This window comes from Polaribacter sp. (assembly GCF_965656025.1).
Lineage (GTDB): Bacteria > Bacteroidota > Bacteroidia > Flavobacteriales > Flavobacteriaceae > Polaribacter.
This window is the reverse complement of sequence record NZ_CBFHJT010000129.1, coordinates 1-2212: the sequence shown is the minus strand read 5'-3', so window position 1 is coordinate 2212 and position 2212 is coordinate 1. Positions and strand designations below refer to the sequence as shown.

Sequence of the window (2212 nt, the reverse complement as noted above, 5' to 3'; positions counted from 1 at the left end):
AACATCTCCAACACTTGCTTTAATAGAGTACTTTCCATCAAAATCAGTTTCTGTTCCTTTTGCTGTTCCCTTAATAGAGACACTTACTCCAGGTAATGGTCCTGAATCTTCAGATACAGTACCGGAAATTGTTTTTTCTTGTGCAATACTTATTTGCACAACAAACGCTAGTAGTAGCGTTAAAATTCCTTTAAACTTTGTTTTCATTATTAAATATATTTGAATTATATGTTTCAAATATCTGATTATTTTGTAGATAAAACAATAAAAAATGTTAAAAATATATTGAAATCCTATTGAATTATGTTAATTTAACAAGGTTTCTTTAAAAAAAATTAATCCAATTAATTAGTAATTGTGTGTTTTTTAAGGTGTTAGAATTTTTTAAGTTGTTTGGTATTGCTATAGAAATGTTTATTTGTGAAGACTTTGTGTTAAAAAGATATCCTAACCCTAAAGCTAAGAGTTTTTCTTTTTTATTTATTGATTCTATAATTGCAAAATCAGAGATTGAGTATAAATATGATTTTTGTGAAGTTAAATATCTAAATTCTATGGTTTGTGTAGTGTAGTTTTTACTAAATATACTTTGTATGGTGTATCCTCTAATGGTATTTGGTCCTCCTATCCGAAACAATTCATTTGTTAGGTAGTCTTCTGAATTTAGAATACCTAATTTATTTTTTAGGAAAATAAAACTTCTGTCACTTAAATCTAATAGGTATTTTATTGTAGACTCAATTTTTAATTGTCTTTTGGTTTTATTTTGGCTATTTCTATTCCCTAGGCTAGATGCTATATTAAAGTCAAGTTTACTTTCTCTTAAGAAAAAGTTTTTCTTATAATTATATTGATATCCAATTCCTGTTGAAAAGCTTGTAAATGATTCAAGATTACTGTCTGAGTTTATTGGGGCTAATTTTTCTGAAACTTCATTATTAATTTGTAATGATAGTTCTGAATTATTATTTATTGCGTAATTTATTTTTATGTTAAATAATGAGTTTAAAAAAGTAGAATCTTGTTTATACACTGAAAATTTTATTTCTGGAGATATTTTTGATTTGAAAACATACGGAAATTTAGTTTTTAATTCTAGCTCTTGTCTTTCATTTCCAAAACTATTCCATTTTAAATTAAAGTCTTCTCCTTTATTAAGTATGTTATTTAATTTTAAATCCAAATAACCATTAAAATCGACACTACCATTTTCTTGAGTAGCAAAATTTACAAGTCCATCAAAACTGTTGTTGCTATTTTTTTTTACATACATATATATGATAGTAGAATCTTTTGTAAAAAGTACTTCTGGTTTTTTAATTTCTTCAACAAAATCGAGAGTTCTTATTTGGTTAGATATGTTAGTTAGCTTCTTCTTGTTAAAAATTAAGTTCTTATTTAATTTCAAATAATTTTTTAAAAATGATTTTGGAAAATCATCATAGCCTTTTATAATCACCTTATCAACTTTTCTTTTCTTAGATTGATAAATTTCTAGGTTGGCTAATAAGGTGTCATTTTTAACTTCAATTTGTTTTAAACTTAATTTTGTAAAAGAATTACCTTTTTCTTCAAATTTTGAAGATAACGAGCTTAACTTATCTTCTAATTCTGATATTTTTATGATTAAGACCTTGTCTCCAAAAATTAATTTTGCAAAATTTACTCGCTCACCAAAAGTTATATAGGCTATTCTTTTATTGTTTTTTTTGATGATGCTATCAAACCTGTTTAAAAAATATCCGTTCCTTTTTAAATTTGTAGAATATTTTATGAGTTCTTTGGATGCATTGATGCTATCTAAATGGTTTTTTTTGTAGCTATATTTATTTATAAGAATGGAGTCTTTTTGTGGATTAGCTTTAATCTTTAATTCAACTTTCTGAGAAAAGGAATTTGTAAAAGCTAATAAATAGAGTAAAAAAGTAAAAAAAAGTAATTTTTTTCTGCCCAAAATGCTAGTACTGTTTTAATATCAAATGTATGTTAATTGCTTTAATTTTATAAATAAAAAAGGTTTTTTAAAAAATAACTTGCTGATATTTGAATAATTAGAAATTAGTTGTACATTTGCAGACCCTTAAAATTAAGGGAATGTTTAATATAAACGAAAAACAGTAATTATTTAGTATGCCAACTATTCAACAATTAGTTCGTAAAGGAAGAACCAAAATAACTAAGAAGAGTAAATCGGCTGCTTTGTCGTCTTGTC

At 24.9% G+C, this 2212-nt stretch carries 2 protein-coding genes and 1 pseudogene; 1 reads left to right on the top strand and 2 read right to left on the bottom strand.

Annotated features, from left to right (window positions below; translation table 11 throughout):
- Window positions 1–207 (bottom strand): carboxypeptidase-like regulatory domain-containing protein (locus ACTG3S_RS14280; RefSeq protein ID WP_439130003.1); only part of this gene is annotated, 207 nt, incomplete at its 3' end.
- 118 nt (window positions 208–325) lie between these two features.
- The gene (locus ACTG3S_RS14275; RefSeq protein WP_439130002.1) at window positions 326–1954 is read right to left on the bottom strand and encodes a hypothetical protein; all 1629 of its coding nucleotides are present in this window, start codon (window positions 1952–1954) and stop codon (window positions 326–328) included.
- A gap of 176 nt (window positions 1955–2130) precedes the next feature.
- Between ACTG3S_RS14275 and ACTG3S_RS14270 the strand changes: the two are divergent.
- Window positions 2131–2212: pseudogene (locus tag ACTG3S_RS14270) on the top strand (30S ribosomal protein S12); the annotation flags it as partial.